At 44.0% G+C, this 17,154-nt stretch carries 15 protein-coding genes; 13 read left to right on the forward strand and 2 right to left on the reverse strand.

What is annotated here, in order from left to right:
- The first annotated feature begins 5 nt into the window (after positions 1-5).
- From uvrB to P6709_RS07815, 4 genes are all read left to right on the forward strand, one after another.
- A complete protein-coding gene (gene uvrB, locus P6709_RS07800) occupies positions 6-1,988 on the forward strand; it encodes an excinuclease ABC subunit UvrB (RefSeq protein WP_278240333.1) in 1,983 nt (660 codons plus the stop codon).
- A 6-nt stretch (positions 1,989-1,994) separates the two neighbouring features.
- The gene (gene uvrA / locus P6709_RS07805) at positions 1,995-4,877 is read left to right on the forward strand and encodes an excinuclease ABC subunit UvrA (protein ID WP_278240334.1); all 2,883 of its coding nucleotides are present in this window, start codon (positions 1,995-1,997) and stop codon (positions 4,875-4,877) included.
- A 258-nt stretch (positions 4,878-5,135) separates the two neighbouring features.
- The gene (locus tag P6709_RS07810) at positions 5,136-6,374 is read left to right on the forward strand and encodes a DUF4097 family beta strand repeat-containing protein (protein ID WP_278240335.1); all 1,239 of its coding nucleotides are present in this window, start codon (positions 5,136-5,138) and stop codon (positions 6,372-6,374) included.
- A gap of 205 nt (positions 6,375-6,579) precedes the next feature.
- Complete coding sequence (locus P6709_RS07815; protein WP_278240336.1) at positions 6,580-6,840, forward strand: hypothetical protein; 261 nt, start codon at positions 6,580-6,582, stop codon at positions 6,838-6,840.
- Between the two features lie 172 nt (positions 6,841-7,012).
- On the opposite strand, the gene P6709_RS07820 is transcribed toward P6709_RS07815, so the two are convergent.
- On the reverse strand, positions 7,013-7,702 hold the full coding sequence (locus P6709_RS07820) for an N-acetylmuramoyl-L-alanine amidase (protein ID WP_278240337.1): 690 nt from the start codon (positions 7,700-7,702) through the stop codon (positions 7,013-7,015).
- A gap of 168 nt (positions 7,703-7,870) precedes the next feature.
- Here P6709_RS07820 and hprK point away from each other — a divergent pair, with 168 nt between their 5' ends.
- From hprK to P6709_RS07845, 5 genes are read left to right on the forward strand one after another with little or no spacing between them, the layout of a single operon-like run.
- A complete protein-coding gene (gene hprK / locus P6709_RS07825) occupies positions 7,871-8,806 on the forward strand; it encodes an HPr(Ser) kinase/phosphatase (protein WP_278240338.1) in 936 nt (311 codons plus the stop codon).
- A gap of 27 nt (positions 8,807-8,833) precedes the next feature.
- Positions 8,834-9,664 (forward strand): prolipoprotein diacylglyceryl transferase, encoded by an 831-nt coding sequence (gene lgt / locus P6709_RS07830; protein ID WP_278240339.1) that lies wholly within the window; start codon positions 8,834-8,836, stop codon positions 9,662-9,664.
- Positions 9,665-9,676: 12 nt separating this feature from the next.
- Positions 9,677-10,633, forward strand: a complete 957-nt coding sequence (locus tag P6709_RS07835) for a nucleoside recognition domain-containing protein (RefSeq protein WP_278240340.1) — start codon at positions 9,677-9,679, stop codon at positions 10,631-10,633.
- Positions 10,617-11,270, forward strand: a complete 654-nt coding sequence (ppaX, locus tag P6709_RS07840; protein WP_278240341.1) for a pyrophosphatase PpaX — start codon at positions 10,617-10,619, stop codon at positions 11,268-11,270. The genes P6709_RS07835 and ppaX overlap by 17 nt, the downstream gene beginning before the upstream one ends.
- Positions 11,267-11,791: an acyltransferase gene (locus P6709_RS07845; protein WP_278240342.1), complete on the forward strand. Its 525-nt coding sequence runs from the start codon at positions 11,267-11,269 to the stop codon at positions 11,789-11,791. Before ppaX ends, P6709_RS07845 begins: the two co-directional genes overlap by 4 nt.
- A 191-nt stretch (positions 11,792-11,982) precedes the next feature.
- On the opposite strand, the gene P6709_RS07850 is transcribed toward P6709_RS07845, so the two are convergent.
- Entirely contained in the window at positions 11,983-12,570 is a 588-nt protein-coding gene (locus tag P6709_RS07850) for a biotin transporter BioY (protein ID WP_278240343.1), read from the reverse strand.
- A gap of 272 nt (positions 12,571-12,842) precedes the next feature.
- Here P6709_RS07850 and P6709_RS07855 point away from each other — a divergent pair, with 272 nt between their 5' ends.
- From P6709_RS07855 to hisD, 4 genes are all read left to right on the forward strand, one after another.
- Positions 12,843-13,634, forward strand: a complete 792-nt coding sequence (locus tag P6709_RS07855) for a SurA N-terminal domain-containing protein (RefSeq protein WP_278240344.1) — start codon at positions 12,843-12,845, stop codon at positions 13,632-13,634.
- 343 nt (positions 13,635-13,977) lie between these two features.
- Positions 13,978-15,159: an ATP phosphoribosyltransferase regulatory subunit gene (locus P6709_RS07860; RefSeq protein ID WP_278240345.1), complete on the forward strand. Its 1,182-nt coding sequence runs from the start codon at positions 13,978-13,980 to the stop codon at positions 15,157-15,159.
- A 2-nt stretch (positions 15,160-15,161) separates the two neighbouring features.
- Positions 15,162-15,800 carry an ATP phosphoribosyltransferase gene (gene hisG, locus P6709_RS07865; RefSeq protein WP_278240346.1) on the forward strand — a complete coding sequence of 213 codons (639 nt, stop codon included), beginning with the start codon at positions 15,162-15,164 and terminating at the stop codon, positions 15,798-15,800.
- 45 nt (positions 15,801-15,845) lie between these two features.
- On the forward strand, positions 15,846-17,120 hold the full coding sequence (gene hisD / locus P6709_RS07870) for a histidinol dehydrogenase (protein ID WP_278240347.1): 1,275 nt from the start codon (positions 15,846-15,848) through the stop codon (positions 17,118-17,120).
- Positions 17,121-17,154 lie beyond the last annotated feature (34 nt).

Consider the following 17,154-nt stretch of genomic DNA (forward strand, 5'->3'; position numbering starts at 1 on the left):
TATTCATGAAGCAGGAGTTTGATCTTCAGTCGCATTATGAGCCTGGCGGTGATCAGCCTACGGCCATTAAGAAAATAGTTGAGGGCATTAAGGAAGGCAAAAAACATCAAACCTTGCTGGGGGCGACTGGAACCGGAAAAACGTTTACGATGTCCAATGTTATTCAGGAAGTGAAAAAGCCGACCCTTGTGATTGCGCACAATAAAACACTCGCCGGGCAACTCTACAGTGAGTTTAAAGAGTTTTTTCCCAATAATGCAGTTGAATATTTTGTCAGCTATTATGATTACTATCAGCCTGAGGCCTATGTGCCGCAGACAGATACATTTATAGAGAAAGATGCAAGTATAAATGATGAAATTGATAAGCTCAGACACTCTGCTACGTCGTCGTTGTTTGAACGGGATGATGTTATTATCATAGCCAGTGTATCCTGTATATACGGTTTAGGTTCACCGGAAGAGTACAGTGAGCTTGTGGTTTCTCTTCGAAAGGGAATGGAGATTGAACGGAACCAGCTCCTTCGGAAAATGGTCGATATACAATACGAACGAAACGATATTGCCTTTACGCGCGGTACGTTTCGTGTTCGCGGGGATGTCGTGGAGATTTTCCCTGCTAAAAATGATGAGCACTGCATCAGAATAGAATTTTTTGGTGATGAAATTGACCGGATCAGAATGGTGGATGCGCTGACCGGTGAAATACTGGGCGACAGGGATCATGTGGCCATCTTCCCGGCTTCCCACTTCGTTACCCGCGAAGAAAAAATGAAAAAAGCCATTTTAAATATAGAAGAAGAATTAGAAGAACAGCTGAAAGTACTTAAAGAAGAAGATAAACTGCTTGAAGCACAGCGCTTGGAGCAGCGTACACGCTATGATCTTGAAATGATGAATGAAATGGGCTTTTGCTCAGGGATCGAGAATTATTCAAGGCATCTGACTCTGCGTGAAGCAGGCGCTACACCTTATACACTTATCGATTATTTTCCAAAGGATTTTCTTCTTGTCGTCGATGAGTCCCATGTGACTCTTCCTCAGGTGCGCGGGATGTACAATGGTGACCAGGCGCGTAAAAAAGTGCTGGTGGATCACGGCTTCAGACTTCCTTCGGCGCTTGATAACCGCCCGTTAAAATTTGATGAGTTTGAGAATCTTGTGAACCAGGCAGTATTTGTTTCAGCCACGCCTGGACCATACGAACTTGAGCATACACCGGAAATGGTGGAACAGATCATTCGTCCGACAGGGCTGCTTGATCCGACAATCGAAGTACGGCCGATCGAAGGTCAGATTGATGATCTTATTGGAGAAATACAGGAAAGAATTAAGAAAAATGAGCGAACACTGATTACAACTTTGACGAAGAAAATGTCAGAGGACTTAACGGATTATTTAAAAGAGATTGGCATTAAAGTTCAATATCTGCATTCTGAAATTAAAACGCTTGAGCGGATCGAAATTATAAGAGATCTCCGATTAGGCAAGTATGATGTATTAGTGGGAATTAACCTGCTTAGAGAGGGACTTGATATTCCGGAAGTATCCCTCATTACCATTTTGGATGCCGATAAAGAGGGCTTTTTACGTTCGGATCGATCACTTATTCAAACGATTGGACGTGCCGCGCGTAATTCAAACGGACATGTCATCATGTATGCAAATAAAATTACAGACTCCATGCAGCGGGCTCTCGATGAAACATCCCGGAGACGTGAAAAGCAGATTGCTTATAACGAAGCGCATAACATTACCCCTGTTACGATCGATAAGAAAATCAGGGATGTTATACGCGCTACCCATGCAGCGGAAGAATCTGAAGAATACGTTTCACCTGCTTCAAAAATGAAAAAGCTATCCAAACCAGAACGGGCTAAAGTAATAGAATCAATGGAGATAGAAATGAAAGAAGCAGCAAGAGCGCTTGATTTTGAGCGTGCGGCAGAGCTGCGCGATCTGGTACTGGAGTTAAAAGCGGAAGGATGACCCTATATGGCAAAAGATCAAATCATCATTCAGGGTGCTAGAGCCCATAATTTAAAAAATATTGACGTGACCATCCCAAGAGATAAGCTTGTCGTTATGACAGGTCTTTCCGGATCAGGCAAGTCTTCGCTGGCCTTTGACACCATTTATGCTGAAGGACAGCGGCGATATGTGGAATCACTTTCTGCCTATGCAAGACAATTTCTTGGTCAAATGGATAAGCCGGATGTGGATGCAATAGAAGGACTTTCCCCTGCGATCTCCATTGATCAGAAAACAACAAGCAAAAACCCCCGTTCAACGGTGGGAACAGTGACTGAGATTTATGATTATCTGCGTCTTTTGTTTGCCCGTGTAGGACGTCCTGTTTGTCCGGACCATGGAATTGAGATTACATCACAGACAGTGGAACAAATGGTAGACCGTATCTATGAGTATCCTGAGCGTACCCGGCTTCAGGTGCTTGCGCCGATCGTATCGGGTCGAAAAGGCACGCATGCCAAGGTACTGGAAGATATTAAAAAGCAAGGGTATGTACGTATTCGGGTTAACGGTGAAATGGCCGATATCGGAGATGAAATTGAGCTTGATAAAAATAAAAAACATTCAATCGAAGTTGTAGTCGACCGGATCGTTGTGAAAGAAGGCGCTGAATCACGCCTTGCAGATTCACTTGAAAGTGCATTGAGATTAGCAGAAGGCAACGTCATGATTGATGTCATGGAGCATGAGGAAATTAAATTCAACGAGCATCATGCCTGCCCGATTTGCGGATTTTCAATCGATGAACTGGAGCCGCGGATGTTTTCGTTTAATTCTCCTTTTGGCGCTTGCGGGGAGTGTGATGGCTTAGGGGCTAAGCTTGAAGTGGATTTGGATCTTGTGATTCCCGATCGCACACGTTCACTGAAAGAACATGCTATTGCACCCTGGGAACCAACAAGCTCTCAATACTACCCATCGATGCTTGAAGCAGTATGCAAGCATTATGATATCAACATGGATATACCGGTTAAGGATATACCGAAAAAGAAAATGGATAAAATTCTTTATGGTTCAGGAAAAGATAAGATCTATTTCCGCTACACGAATGATTTCGGTCAGGTCAGGGAGAATACCATTCAATTTGAAGGAGTATTGCGCAACGTGGAGCGGCGCTACCGTGAAACAAGCTCTGAATACATTCGTGAGCAGATGCAAAAATACATGGGTCAGCAGGATTGTCCAACATGTGGAGGGCATCGTCTGAAAAAAGAAAGCCTTTCGGTTAAAATCAATGAGCTCCATATTGGCCAGGTAACGGCTTATTCAATAGAAGAAGCCAGACAATTTTTTAATGAGCTTTCACTGACTGAAAAAGAGACTCAGATTGCAAGACTGATTCTCAGGGAAATTAACGAACGGCTATCTTTCCTGATTAATGTGGGGCTGGATTATCTAACGCTCAGCCGTGCTGCCGGAACCCTGTCCGGCGGGGAAGCACAGCGTATCCGCCTGGCCACTCAGATTGGTTCTCAGCTGACTGGCGTTCTGTACATTCTAGATGAACCATCAATAGGTCTTCATCAGCGCGACAATGACAGACTGATTGAAACGCTAAAAAATATGCGGGACATCGGAAATACTCTGATTGTTGTTGAGCACGACGAAGACACGATGATGGCAGCGGATTATTTAATTGATGTAGGACCGGGAGCGGGTGTCCATGGCGGAGAGATCGTCGCTGCAGGAACTCCTGAAGAAGTGATGAAAAGCAAGGAATCCCTTACCGGAAAATATTTGTCCGGTGAGAAATTTATTCCTCTTCCTCATGAACGCCGCAAAGGGGACGGAAGAAAGCTTGAAATCAGCGGTGCGAAAGAAAATAATTTGAAAAACGCAAAGGTAAATATCCCATTAGGCGTCTTTACATCTGTAACAGGTGTATCTGGCTCGGGGAAAAGTACACTTATAAACGGGATTCTTCACAAAGCACTTGCTCAGAAGCTTCATAAAGCGAAAACAAAACCTGGCGAGCATAAAGCCATTAAAGGAATTGACCAGCTGGATAAAGTAATTGATATTAACCAGTCGCCGATTGGAAGAACACCGCGTTCAAACCCGGCCACTTATACCGGGGTATTTGATGATATTCGTGATGTCTACGCAACCACAAATGAAGCGAAGGTGCGCGGATATAAAAAAGGCCGATTCAGTTTTAATGTAAAAGGCGGCCGCTGTGAAGCGTGCAGAGGAGACGGCATCATAAAAATAGAAATGCATTTTCTGCCTGATGTATACGTTCCTTGTGAGGTTTGTCACGGGAAGCGGTATAATCGGGAGACGCTGGAAGTAAAATATAAAGGCAAAAATATATCTGATGTCCTGGAAATGACCGTAGAAGACGGCTTGTCGTTCTTTGAAAACATTCCGAAGATCAGCAGGAAGCTCCAAACGATTGTAGATGTCGGACTTGGCTATGTCCGATTGGGTCAGCCGGCCACCACATTGTCGGGTGGAGAAGCGCAGCGGGTGAAGCTGGCTTCTGAGCTTCACAGACGTTCAACCGGCCGTTCTCTTTATATACTGGATGAGCCGACCACAGGACTTCATGTAGATGACATTTCCCGTCTGCTTGATGTGCTGCAGCGTCTGGTGGATAACGGAGATACGGTTCTGGTCATTGAACATAATCTGGATGTCATTAAAGCATCTGACTGGATTATTGATCTTGGACCTGAAGGAGGAGACCGTGGAGGTACGATCGTTGCATCAGGCAAGCCTGAAGATATTGTCAAAGTAAAAGGGTCTTATACCGGGAAGTATCTGGGGCCTGTTCTTGAACGGGAGCGCAAACGCATGGCGAAGCGGATGGCAGAAAGAACGGGAGAACCGGTTACTAGCTCTTAAGAAGAAAAAGGAACTGTGGAACACTGCTTGTCATGTCATGCACATAAAAGCTGGTGGAGCAGTTCCTTTTTGCTTTTAATGTATACGGCTAAAGAGCCAGTGAATCTCAGTCTTCAGACCGGTGAGATTAGCAGTGGGTCTGGTATGCTTAATGTAAGAAAATCCAAATGAAACTTTTGTGAGTGCTATACGTAATAAGACTAGGAACGTTCAAAAGAATTGAAACAACCATTTCATTTTAAGGAGCGTGTCAGAATAATGGAAAACGAACGTAAACGAATTTTAAATATGGTGGAGAAGGGAACGATTACCGCCACTGAAGCACTGACTTTGCTTGAAGCGCTTGAGAAACAGCCGAATTCCACACAAAGCAGTTCAAGTGCCGCTTCGTCAACGTCGTCATCTCACACGACTAGCAGCCACTCAACGACCGGACAGACTGATTCATCTTTAAAGGATTCATATAAGGAACGCCCTAAAAAGAAGGAATTCCCCTTTAATTTAGAGGATATCTTTCAGACGAATTCCGGCAGACAAACCAGAAATGACAGCAGCAGCCAGTCATCAGACCGCATAATGGATTTTGTTCAAAATGCCTTTGAAAAAGTTAAGGGAATGGATTTAGAGTTTAATATGGGTCCTTCACTTGAATTCAGACATCAATTCGAAGTGCAGGAAAACGAGCTGCAGGATATTGAAATCAGTGTGGCAAACGGCAAAGTTGAGATAAAGCCATGGGATGAGAATTATGTTAAAGCAGAATGCGATGTAAAGGTTTACCGCTCAGATGATGAAGCAAAAGCGAAAAATCAGATTCGGGAATCGGTAATATTTAATGCTCAATATAAGAAGCTGCGTTTTATTTCTGATCTGAAAATGATTAAGCTTGATACTGTCATTTATGTTCCCCGCAACAGCTATGACCGCTGGGACATCCGTTTATTTAACGGAAAGTTTCATGGCGACTCTGCCAATGTAAACAAAATAAAAGTCAAAACGGCCAACGGCAAAATTGAGCTTGCCAATATGCTGATTGAGCGTGGAGAGCTTGAAACAGCCAACGGCGGTATAGAGGTAAAGAATACGAGGGCAGATTTAATTGATGCAGAAAGTGTGAATGGGAAGGTTTCGATTGAAGGTGCAGTGGATGAGATGGATGTGCAGTCGCTTAACGGCAATATTGTATGCAGAACTTCCAGCACTTCTGCCCGTAAAATCGAAGCAAAAACGCTGGCAGGATCGATCAGCCTTTTTGTTCCGAATGATGCGAGTCTTGACGGTACGTTAAAATCAAACTTCGGGCGCTTCGATATTAATCACCGTGAAATGGATCATGTTGAAGAACGCGAGGAATTAATGCAAAGAAAGCTGCATTTTACCCGTGAAAAAAATGACGGTTCCAAGCTTTACTTGTTTGCTGATGCTAAAACAGGCGCGGTCAGTGTAAAGCCCTATGAAGTGAAAAAAGAAGAAACAGAACCTGCCTCAGAGGAATAATTAACCGAATACAGGTGATCAGATTCACCATATACATCCACGCGGCGCATGGAAATAAGTCCCCCAGCTTATTTTAATGTGCTGCTTTTTTTGTGCAGCGAAGTCTAAACTTTTTCCTTCTATATGTTTCCACAACCGGCTTTGTTGGTATAGTGATAGTAACCGTACATTAGGAGAAACTAAAAAGAAAAAGCAGGTGACGAACATGGAAAAGATTATTAATCGAACAACGTGGTTTGGTCTAAGTGCTATTGGAGCCACATTTTTAGGTATTAGTGTCTTATTTTCGCTATTAGGGTTTTACATAATTGACGTGGAAATGATGGCATTTTTCAAATGGATTTTATATATTTTCTTTTTTGGTACAGGGATCATAGGCGGTCTTATTGCGCTCGCTGCCATTGGCATTGGGTTAAAGATGAAGTTCTCATCCGGCAATAAAAAGCCTGCTTCAGAAAATGGCTAAAAGACAGACAGCAGCAGGGAGAACTCTTGCTGCTGTTTATTATTAGAGAACATTAAAAAGGGGATAATAATCCTTTTTGATTTGGCCGTTGCCACTATTTCACTTTATAAATAACGAATAAACTAAAGACTGCCAGAAACCCCCAGCGAAAATCGCTGGGGGTTTCTGATTGTTACTGTGATGGGATGGTTCCGATTGCTGCTTCAAAGCCTGCTTTCTTTAATTTCTTTACCTGCTGCTCTGCTCGTTCTCTTGACGAAAACACCCCTGCCTGGACGCGGTACAAAGAAGAATCCTTTGCAGGGGAAGGTTGGGATTTATTTAAAAAAGACAGGATGGAGGCGGCAATTTGCTTTCCGCATAATGTCCGGTAGGCTGTTGAAGCAAGAAGCGCCTTTTCCTCACGATTGGTCATAAACCCGCACTCAAGCAGCAATGCCGGCATATGAGTTTCTCTTAATACGTGAAAATCTGCTTTTTTTAAGCCTCTGTCTTTTCTCCCCGTTTTGGCTATCAAGTCAGCGTGAATTTTACTGGCAAGCGGATGGACTGACTGACCTTTTGACGTGTGAATAAAGGTTTCAATTCCGTGAACCTCATTCCACTGTCCGTTTCCGAACGCATTGGCGTGAATGGAAATAAAATAGTCTACTTTCCCGTTATTCGCTTTTGCGGTTCGCTCTGATAATGGAACGTCCCGGTTATCACTGTACGTTTGAAGCGTCCTGACAGAAGCCTGTTCAAGCTGATCCTTACATACTTTAGCCACTGCCCGGTTAAATTCATACTCCTTCATTCCATCCGGACTTCTTTTACCAGGTGTTTCATAGCCGTGACCTGCATCAATCGCGATTAGTGTCATGCTCATTCCTCCCTTTTACTTGTAAGATTGCGTGCCGGGGTAAAATTAGACACCCTGAAGCGATTCTTTGAAAGAACAAATATAGTGAATCAATTTCCAAAGTGCTACAATAGAAAGTATGGGTGACGAAGGAAATACATAGAGGAAATTAAGAAGGAGGCTTCATTCGTGGCAAAGGTTACGACGAAAGATATTATCGATCAATTTAAATTAGAACTGGTAAGCGGGGAAGAGGGCATACACCGGCCGATTATCACGAGTGATATCTCGCGACCGGGTCTTGAAATGGCGGGCTATTTTTCCTATTATCCTGCAGAGCGTATTCAGCTCTTAGGACGGACGGAAATGTCTTTTTATGAGCTTTTGTCAAAGGACGAGCGAATGGACCGGATGTCTCAGATGTGTACAGACAATACACCTGGCATCATTTTATCCAGGGACATAAAAGTTCCGGGTGAATTAATAGAAGCATCCATGCAAAATCAGGTTCCGGTGATGAGAACGCCGGTTAAAACAACCCGTTTTTCAAGCAGACTCACAAATTTCCTTGAAAGCAAGCTGGCTCCGACTACTGCTTTGCATGGTGTTTTAGTAGACATCTATGGTGTAGGGGTTCTGATAACCGGAAAAAGCGGAGTCGGGAAAAGTGAAACGGCACTTGAACTGGTCAAAAGAGGGCACCGGCTGGTAGCGGATGACAGTGTGGAAATCAGGCAGGAAGATACGGATACTCTGATTGGGACCTCGCCTGAATTAATCGAGCATTTGCTTGAAATCAGAGGGCTTGGGATTATTAATGTCATGACGCTTTTTGGAGCGGGCGCAGTCAGAAGCTATAAGCGGGTGACACTCGTCATTGACCTTGAAATCTGGGACAAAAATAAGCAGTATGACCGCCTTGGGCTGGATGAAGAAAAAATGAAAATCATTGATACGGAAGTGACGAAAATTACGCTCCCTGTTCGACCGGGACGAAATTTAGCTGTTATTATTGAAGTTGCCGCAATGAATTTCCGTCTAAAGCGGATGGGCGTCAATGCAGCAGAACAATTTTCAAATCGTCTAGCTGATGTAATTGTGGACGGGGATCATGATGATATTTAAGAGAAGCCAGTTGAAAGGGGAAAGAATATGCTAGCAGCAATACAGCCGATTGATCCAATTGCGATCAGTTTTGGGGAAGTAAATATCGCATGGTATGGATTAATTATCGGGACAGGAATTATATTAGGGTATATCCTGGCCAATCGCGAAGCGGACCGCCTTGGGATGCCAAAGGACATGTTTGCAGATTTATTGATATGGGCAGTGCCAATCGCCATTATCTCTGCTCGTATTTATTATGTAATTTTTCAGTGGGATTTTTACTCGCAAAATCCGGGGGCAATTATTCAAATTTGGAATGGCGGAATAGCCATCCATGGTGCTCTGATTGGTTCAGTTGCGACAGGTGTGATTTATGCGAGAATAAAAGGTCTATCCTTTTGGAAAATTGTTGATATTGCAGCACCGAGCATTATTTTAGGCCAGATGCTTGGACGCTGGGGGAATTTTATTAACCAGGAAGCTCACGGCGGAGAAGTCTCCCGCTCGTTTTTAGAAAACCTTTTTATTCCTGATTGGATTATTGATCAGATGTACATCAATGTGGATGGAACGTTTGCTTACTATCATCCAACCTTTTTATATGAGTCCTTATGGAATCTGGCAGGGCTGATTTTATTGCTGCTTCTGCGCAAAGTGAATCCGCGAAGAGGCGAAATCTTTCTGACGTATGTGATCTGGTACTCAATTGGACGTGCGTTTGTGGAGGGACTCAGAACCGACAGTCTGATGCTGACAGATACGATACGTGTGGCACAGCTGCTGTCTGTTGTTTTAATTGTTGGGGCGATTACGATCATGATTTACCGGAGGAAAAAAGGTGTAAATACACGGTACAATGATAAACGAAACAACTAGGTGGGGATCAGATTGACAAAACAAACCTTTGTTGACGGTTTAAAAGCCGGGCTGCAAACAACCTGGACGCTCGGGAAGATTATTTTCCCCGTTACTTTTATTGTCATGCTGCTGCAGTACACCCCGGTCCTGCCATGGATAACTGAATTAATTGCGCCTTTTATGGGCTTGTTTGGTTTAAGCGGGGAAGCGGCAGTTCCATTGGTGCTTGGGAATTTTCTGAACTTATATGCCGGTATTGCCGGAATTTTGACACTTGAAATGACCGTTAAAGAGGTATTTATTATTGCGGTTATGCTCTCGTTTTCTCATAATCTGCTGATTGAAACAGGTGTGGCTTTAAAAGTCGGCGTGAAGCTGTGGGTCGTCCTTGTCGTGCGTTTAGGTTTGGCTTTTGTCTCCGCTATTGTTATTAACCTTGTCTGGAGCGGGGGTCAGGAAATCGCTCAGTATGGGATGGTGCCTGCACAATCTGGAGCAGAAGTGAGCGGATGGGGATCCATTGTCTTCATGGCACTCGAGAAAGCTGCGTTTGGTGTCTTGCAGCTGGCGATCATTGTGATCCCGCTCATGATTGTTATTCAAATCATGAGAGATTTAAAATGGCTCGATGTATTTTCAAGATGGATGGCTCCTGTAACAAGAGGGCTCGGAATGAAGGAAAATACGTCCATGACACTGGTGGCAGGCTTAACGATTGGTTTAGCCTATGGCGCCGGTGTGATGATTAAGGCTGTACAGGAAGATGGCGTCAGCAAAAAAGATGCAACACTTGCCTTTATTTTTCTAGTCGCCTGTCATGCCGTGGTAGAAGATACACTAATCTTTATTCCGCTTGGCATTCCTGTGCTGCCGCTGCTTTTAATCCGGATCACAACAGCGGTTCTGCTGACGATGACTGTTGCTTATGTCTGGAAGCGGAATGAAATTGCACGGGAAAGGAAACTGAACTATGAACAAACCCATTGATACGGTCCTCTTTGATTTGGACGGGACGTTAATTGATACGAACGAATTGATTATTTCATCCTTCCTTCACGTGATGGATCATTACTTTCCGAACCAGTATAAACGGGAGGATGTGCTGCCGTTTATGGGCCCGCCTCTTGTTGAATCCTTTCAGAAAGTAAATCCGGAAAAAGTGGAGGAAATGGTGGATTTCTATCGTGCATTTAACCTGGAGCAGCATGATGTGCTGGTTACCGGATTTGAAGGGGTCGAGGAAACGATCCAGACGTTATCCGATCGCGGAATTAAAATGGCGATTGTCTCAACGAAACGCAATGATGTTGTGAACAAGGGATTAAAACTGATGAAACTGGATCATTTTTTTGATGTGGTTGTCGGGCTTGATGATGTTAAAAATGCAAAACCTGATCCGGAACCCCTTCTGCTTGCACTTCAAAAGCTCGGTTCATCTGCAGAAACAAGTCTGATGGTCGGTGATAATCACCACGATATTGAAGGCGGCAAAAATGCAGGAACAAGAACAGCAGGTGTTGCCTGGTCTGCAAAAGGCAAAGATTATTTACTTTCCTATCAGCCGGATTGGATGCTTGAATCCATGAGTGATTTGCTATCCATCATTCCGGAGCCAAAAAAATGAGACGCACAGAACGGTTTGCAGTCTCCGGTGCGAATTCTTTGTGGCATATTTACAAAACCATTCCCTTTTGGAAGGTCATGCGGAACTTTGTTGTCATTCAGCTGGCCCGCTACACTCCTTTTTTGGGGATGAAAAATTGGCTCTATCGTACATTTTTAGGTGTGAAAGTTGGACCACAAACCTCCTTTGCGCTCATGGTGATGCTTGATGTTATGTTTCCGGAAAAAATATCTGTCGGCAAAAACAGTGTAATTGGTTATAACACGACCATTCTTGCCCATGAGTATTTAATAAAGGAATACAGGCTTGGAAATGTAGAAATTGGGGATGAAGTTCTGATTGGTGCGAATACCACGATCTTGCCTGGTGTGCGGATCGGGGACGGAGCGATTGTATCTGCGAGCACGCTCGTTCATAAAGATGTTCCTGCAGGAGCTTTTGTAGGAGGCAACCCGATGCAGATAATCCGCTTAAAGGAAACGGAAAAGAGCAAGGTTCCAAGCGATCAGTTGGAAAGGTAAAAATCGCTGACCTGACAAGCAGTGAGCGGAAGGTGGCGACTCCATGTCGGCTAGCTGAGACTTTGCAGGGCAGGGCCCTGGAAAGTCTTAGCGCCGTCCCTACGGAAAGCCGCCGCCTGAAGCGGAGTGAACCCGTCAAAGAGCTTGAGACACGTTGTCCCAAGCTCTTTTTAAACTGCATAATCGATTGCTCACGCTGCAGCCCGTTTTCTCATCCGCGTTTGTGGAAATGCCTGAAGCACCTTCATGGACACAAGGGCTGCAATTCCGGCTAAAATGAGGTCTTTCGGTACAAAAGGAAGCATCCAGATCCAGGCCATGGCATACGTAAACCCATCCGGAGCCGCAAACCAAAGCTTGTAAGCCATGTACATCCAACTCGTTCCTATTGCATAGTTAATCGCTGTTCCCAAAAAAGCGGCAGTTAATAGCAATGAATAGGTTTTCTTTTTTTCTGTAATTAAACCGCTAAACCACGCTACGGCAATATAAGATAAAATAAATCCAAATGTAGGACTGATGAGTATGCGGATTCCCCCAGACCATTGAGCAAAGACGGGCATTCCAGCCAAACCGATTAACATGTAAATGACCATGGCTACCGGTCCCCACTTCTTGCCTAATAATAATCCGGAAAGGATGCATACTACAGTTTGAAGGGTGAGGGGAATACTGCCAATAACCAATATGGGAACAATGGAGGTAATATTCGCTCCAATGGCCATTAGTGCAGCAAAAAATGAAGCCAGCACCATGCCGTGCAGTGGAGATTTAACCATAACATCTACTCCTTTATCTTATGTACTAATGCAATTATATAAAATTATAAATTTAAGTCAACTCAATTTTATTTCGGTTAACTTAAAGTGATTTTGCTAATGGGGCAGCTGCAATATTCCATTTATAAAAAAATAAAATTAAAAAAGTGACAATTGTATGTCAATTTACATTCTTTAAGCGTTATGGGTTTATCTTTTATCAATTGTCCGTTACAATGCTTTTTAGGCTTAGAAATAATGAGAATCAAACATCCGGAAGGAGTTTTACAAGTATGAACTTTAAAAAAATATTACTTCCATTCGCAGCTGGAGCGTTGGCGTTAGGATTAGCGGCGTGCAGTGACGACGAAGAAAATACAGCAGATGCACCTGAAGAAGAAACTGAACAGCAAGAGGAAGGTGCTCCACAAGATGAAGCTTCTCAAGAAGAACAACAAGCTGCTGCTGAAGAAATGCAGGCAAAATTAGATGAGCAGCAAGTAGAAGCAGATGAAGTAGTTGCGACTGTTAATGATCAGGAAATTACGGGTGAAGACTATAATGCAGCGCTAACACAAATTCAGGGCCAAATGTCTCAAATGGGACAGGACCCGACAAGTGAAGAAGCTGCAGAACAAATTAAAACACAAACGCTTGATACCCTTGTGAATCAGACGTTAATTCTTCAACAAGCGGATGAAGAAGAAGTAACAGCAACTGAAGAAGAAATTGACGAAGAATTTAATGCGTTTCAAGAGCAATTCGGCGGAGAAGAAGAATTGAATAATATTCTTGAAGAACAAGGAATGGAAGTCGATGCTCTTCGTGACCAAATTGCTGAATCCATTAAATTTGATAAGTATATCGAGCAGGCTGTCCCTGTAGAAGAACCGACAGATGAAGAAATTCAGGAAGCATATGACTCTCAAGTAGAGCAATATGAAGCAGCCGGTCAGGAAATGCCTGAGCTTGAAGAAGTAAGTGAAAACATCAGAACGTCACTTATGCAGCAAAAACAGCAGGAACCACTTGTAGCACATGTGGAGGAATTAAAAGAAGCAGCAGAAATTGAGCTGTTAATCTAAACTCCTTTCCTGTTTTCCGTATGAATAAAAAGATGAACCGTCATGACACCATTTAAATGGAGGTCGTGACGGTTTTTTATATTCAAATGCATGTTTGCAGAAGATTTCAGTTCAGCCTGTCGGTTCATCAAAACAACTAGTCAATCCCCTTGACGAGCGTCCTCATAATTAGTACACTACTAAATATCTTTATTTTACTACCACATTAGCGAACTAAAGGATTTCGGTTATTTTATTGCATTCACGGTCTGACCGGATGGTTTCCGGCTTGAAAGTGGAGGTATGAATCAAAGTATGAGATTATTTAAAAAACACTTTCCAAATAGAAAGGGTTGTCCTGATTATGTCTGAGTTGTTTATGTTTGAAAAACCGATGGGAATGAGAGACACATTTCCTCATCTATATAAGATGAAAAAGCAAATCCGCTCACATGTAGAAAGTGAAATGTCTGCATGGGGCTATGAATTCTTAGAAACTCCTACTTTGGAGTACGATGAAACGGTAGGGGAAGCTTCAGCCATTTTGGATCAGCAGCTGTTTAAGCTTCTCGACCAGCAGGGAAGAACACTTGTACTGAGACCGGATATGACAGCACCTATCGCAAGAGTAGCGGCATCAAAGCTATTAAAAGACCGCAATCCGCTCAGGCTTGCCTACTCTGCGAATGTGTTTCGCGCACAGCAGCGTGAAGGAGGCCGTCCTGCAGAGTTTGAACAAATGGGTGTTGAATTGATTGGTGATGCTTCAGTCAGCGGTGATGCGGAAACCATTGCATTACTAATTTCTTCCCTACGGACAGCAGGTCTTGAGGATTTCACCATTTCCATTGGCCATATGGGATTTGTACAGGAACTGTTTTTGCAAATTGTCGGCACGGAAGAACGGGCTCAGCAGCTGAAAAGATACTTATATGATAAAAATTATGTCGGCTACCGAAAGCATGTTGAATCGCTGTCGCTGTCTTCAATTGATAAACAGCGTCTTCTTCGTTTGCTGACGATCAGAGGAAATGGCGATTCCATTCAGGATGCGCGTGAGCTTTTAGAAGGAGATAAAGGAACAGAGCCTTTATCTGAGCTTGAAGAACTGCTTTCCATTCTGGAAGAATACAATCTGACTCAATATGTCACGATGGATGTTTCACTCGTCAGTCATATGAGCTATTACACAGGCGTTTTATTTGAGGTGTATGCGGACAAAGTGGGCTATTCGCTAGGCAATGGTGGAAGATACAATCACCTTCTTCATAAATTTGGCGCTCAGGTGGCAGCCACAGGCTTTGGCATCCGGCTTGACTATTTAATAGAAGCTTTATCCCCTCAGGCAGAGAAAAGTGAAACGCTGCTGGTTCTATTTTCAGCGGAAAGAAGAAAAGAAGCGATCGATTTTACTTATAAATTGCGCTCAGAGGGCAGACAGGTCATCAGTCAGGATGTAACAGGTGTTAAGGATATGGATCGTTTCACTGCTCAATTTACAGAGGTGGAATGGATGGTAGGCAGATCAGGAAAGGCAGGCGTCTGAAAATGAAAGAATTAACAATCGCGATGCCAAAGGGCAGAATTTTCGAAGAAGCAGTTGTTATGCTGAAAAATGCTGGCTACAGGCTCCCTCCTGAATTTGATGATTCAAGAAAGCTGATTATTGAGGTGCCGGAGGAAAAGCTCCGGTTTATCCTGGCAAAGCCAATGGATGTTCCTACGTACGTTGAACATGGAGTAGCTGATCTTGGCATCGCAGGAAAAGATGTCATGCTTGAAGAAGAGCGGGATGTGTATGAGCTCCTCGACCTTGCGATCAGTCACTGTTACCTTGCTGTTGCCGGTTTGCCGGATACTGTAATGAATGAAGTCGCGCCTAAAATAGCGACAAAGTATCCGAATGTAGCATCCTCCTACTTTCGGGAGCAGGGCGAACAGGTGGAAATTATCAAACTGAATGGATCAATTGAAATTGCTCCGATTATCGGACTTACTGACCGAATTGTGGATATTGTTTCTACCGGACGCACCCTGAAGGAAAACGGGCTCGTGGAATATGAGCGGATCGTGGATATTACGTCCCGCCTCATTGTCAATCCGGTCAGCTACCGGATTAAACATCAGCGGATTCAGGAAATGGTCGATCGTCTCGATGATGTGATTTCTAAAGAAACAATCCGTTAAGCAGGAAAAAACAGCGTTAATCCCGAAAGGAAAGGAATAATCCTTATGAATATACGATATTTATCCGACTACTCCATTCCCCGTCCTTCTCTTGATCAGGGAACAGAAGAACAGCGCAAAAGCGTTCAAGCCATTATTGAAGATGTCAGACAAAACGGTGATCAGGCAGTAAAATCGTACACCGCTCAATTTGACGGAGCAGAACTTTCATCATTAAAAGTGGAAGACGATGAAATGGATGCAGCAGTTCTTGAAATGGATGAAGAGACGTGGTCCGTTTTAAATGAAGCAGCAGCAAATATAACTGCGTTTCATGAGAGGCAGATTCAGCAATCATGGATGACTACACAAAAGAATGGAACCATTCTCGGGCAAAAGGTTACCCCATTGGATGCAGTCGGAATCTATGTGCCGGGCGGAACTGCTGCCTATCCGTCCTCCGTACTGATGAATGCCATCCCTGCTCAAGTGGCTGGTGTAAAACGCGTTGTGATGGTTACACCGCCTGGTCCGGATGGAAGAGTGCCGGCTGGTGTCTTAGCAGCAGCCCGTCTTGCAGGAGTTAGGGAAATCTATAAAATAGGCGGAGCTCAGGCGATCGCTGCACTGGCGTACGGAACACAATCTGTTGAACGCGTTGATAAAATTACGGGTCCCGGCAATATTTATGTTGCGCTGGCAAAGCGTGAAGTGTTTGGAATCGTAGATATTGATATGATAGCAGGACCGAGCGATATTACCGTGCTCGCTGATCACACCGCTCATGCAAAGGAAGTGGCCGCAGATCTATTATCACAAGCAGAGCACGGGGAGCTGTCCCAAGCGAATCTTGTGACAACATCTGAAGAGCTTGCTGAAGCCGTATCAAAAGAGGTGCGCCTTCAGCTTGAAGATTTGCCGAGGAAGGAAATCGCTGAAGCGGCGATTAACGAACAAAGTGCAATCTACGTGGCTCAAAGCCTGGAAGAAGCAATTCAGGCTGTCAATCAGATCGCACCTGAACATCTTGAAATCCAGCTTGAACATGCCATGGAAACCGTCGGGAAAATCCGTCATGCAGGTGCGATTTTCGTTGGACGATACAGTTCAGAGCCGATTGGAGATTATTTTGCAGGCCCTAATCATACCCTGCCGACAAGCGGAACCGCCCGTTTTTCAAGCCCGCTTTCTGTAGAAGACTTCGTGAAAAAGTCCAGCATTATCGCCTACAGCGAGGAAGCGTTCGTCGAAAATGCTGAAAAAGTGGCTCATTTTGCCAGGCTGGAAGGACTTGAAGCGCATGCGCGGGCAGTCGAGGCCCGGTTTTCAAATCGGCGGTAAGAAAACGAAAGAAATAAAAGCAAATGACACAATA

The organism is Jeotgalibacillus sp. ET6 (genome assembly GCF_029667115.1).
Taxonomy (GTDB): domain Bacteria; phylum Bacillota; class Bacilli; order Bacillales; family Jeotgalibacillaceae; genus Jeotgalibacillus.

Bases quoted from the DNA above. Each gene is read 5' to 3' on its own strand.
- uvrB (WP_278240333.1), top strand. From the start codon at position 6: ATGAAGCAGGAGTTTGATCTTCAGTCGCATTATGAGCCTGGCGGTGAT.
- uvrA (WP_278240334.1), top strand. From the start codon at position 1,995: ATGGCAAAAGATCAAATCATCATTCAGGGTGCTAGAGCCCATAATTTA.
- P6709_RS07810 (WP_278240335.1), top strand. From the start codon at position 5,136: ATGGAAAACGAACGTAAACGAATTTTAAATATGGTGGAGAAGGGAACG.
- P6709_RS07815 (WP_278240336.1), top strand. From the start codon at position 6,580: ATGGAAAAGATTATTAATCGAACAACGTGGTTTGGTCTAAGTGCTATT.
- P6709_RS07820 (WP_278240337.1), bottom strand. From the start codon at position 7,702: ATGACACTAATCGCGATTGATGCAGGTCACGGCTATGAAACACCTGGT.
- lgt (WP_278240339.1), top strand. From the start codon at position 8,834: ATGCTAGCAGCAATACAGCCGATTGATCCAATTGCGATCAGTTTTGGG.
- ppaX (WP_278240341.1), top strand. From the start codon at position 10,617: ATGAACAAACCCATTGATACGGTCCTCTTTGATTTGGACGGGACGTTA.
- P6709_RS07845 (WP_278240342.1), top strand. From the start codon at position 11,267: ATGAGACGCACAGAACGGTTTGCAGTCTCCGGTGCGAATTCTTTGTGG.
- P6709_RS07850 (WP_278240343.1), bottom strand. From the start codon at position 12,570: ATGGTTAAATCTCCACTGCACGGCATGGTGCTGGCTTCATTTTTTGCT.
- P6709_RS07855 (WP_278240344.1), top strand. From the start codon at position 12,843: ATGAACTTTAAAAAAATATTACTTCCATTCGCAGCTGGAGCGTTGGCG.
- P6709_RS07860 (WP_278240345.1), top strand. From the start codon at position 13,978: ATGTCTGAGTTGTTTATGTTTGAAAAACCGATGGGAATGAGAGACACA.
- hisG (WP_278240346.1), top strand. From the start codon at position 15,162: ATGAAAGAATTAACAATCGCGATGCCAAAGGGCAGAATTTTCGAAGAA.
- hisD (WP_278240347.1), top strand. From the start codon at position 15,846: ATGAATATACGATATTTATCCGACTACTCCATTCCCCGTCCTTCTCTT.